1 protein-coding gene and 1 pseudogene are annotated in these 1,095 nt (G+C 49.8%); one reads left to right on the forward strand and one right to left on the reverse strand.

Going from position 1 to position 1,095, the window contains the following annotated elements; translation table 11 throughout:
• Positions 1-898, forward strand: an 898-nt coding sequence (locus F6K20_RS39525) for a HEAT repeat domain-containing protein (RefSeq protein WP_353736922.1), incomplete at its 5' end; no start/stop codon positions are given.
• Here F6K20_RS39525 and F6K20_RS39530 read toward each other — a convergent pair.
• A pseudogene (locus F6K20_RS39530) lies at positions 864-1,095 on the reverse strand (hypothetical protein); the annotation flags it as partial. The gene F6K20_RS39525 and the pseudogene F6K20_RS39530 overlap by 35 nt on opposite strands.

The following is a 1,095-nucleotide window of genomic DNA, read 5'->3' on the forward strand; positions in this document are numbered from 1 at the left end:
TCTGAAGCAACTGACTCAAGCAACTGAATTACCCATGGTTACGGAAACTCAACCACCAGCTCCCTCTGAAACTGACCGTTTGCTGGCTGATGTCAATAGCCAACTTGCTGAGGGAAACGTTGATATTACTAATGCGCAACAGTTAAAACAGATGGTTGAATCCCTGGCTGATAGCCGGGGCATGGTCAGACTGGGATTCGTGGAAGCCTTCGGCAAAATAGGTAAGGTAGCTTCTCCGTTTTTGCTCGAAGCACTAGCTAATCACCCAAACCCGGTGGTGCGGAGGTCTTGTGGCAAGGCTTTAGCAAAAATCAGGGATCCCCAGGGAGTTCCTACCCTGATTGATGCCTTGTTAAATGATGAGGATACAGTGGTCAAGAGTTCAGCGGCTGGAGCCTTAGCCAGAATGGGAGAAGCGGCTGTGCCAAAGTTGATTGAGGTGTTGGAATCAGCGGATTATCCCCAAACGGCAAAAGGTCATGCCTCTTGGGCACTAGCTTTTATTGGGTCAGACGCAGCTGAGCACCTGTATCAGGCAATCCACTCGGAATCAGAAGATGTGCGGATGGCAGTAGTCGGAGCGATCGCTAATTTGGTGGATCAACCGGGTAATGACCAGGCTACAGAAATTCTCCTATTAGCACTGAAAGATGAATCTGTCAATGTTCGTGCAGAAGCAGCTACATCGGTGAGCCAACTTGACCCCCAGCTAGGGGTTTCCAATTTAATCCCGTTACTGGAAGACCCTAGCCAAGAGGTCAGGCGCAGGGCAATCTTATCCTTAGGGAAGCTTCAGGATGAAGCGGCTTTACCCGCATTAACAGCCAAGTTATCCGATGACCGAGAGGAAATTCGCCAACTGGTCAAGGTAGCGATCGCACAAATTCAGAAGGGTTGAAGGGTTGAAGGGTTGAAGGGTTGAAGGGTTGAAGGTTGAAGGTTGAAGGTTGAAGGTTGAAGGGTTGAAGATTGAAGGTTGAAGGTTGAAGGTTGAAGGTTGGAGGTTGAAGGTTGAAGGTTGGAGGTTGGAGGTTGTTCCCGTAGCGTGGCCAATAGGCCAAGGTTGTTCGCCCTGGGTGTTCGGTATAGGGTAGC

It is taken from the genome of Moorena sp. SIO2C4 (assembly GCF_010672485.1).
GTDB classification, from domain to species: domain Bacteria; phylum Cyanobacteriota; class Cyanobacteriia; order Cyanobacteriales; family Coleofasciculaceae; genus Moorena; species Moorena producens.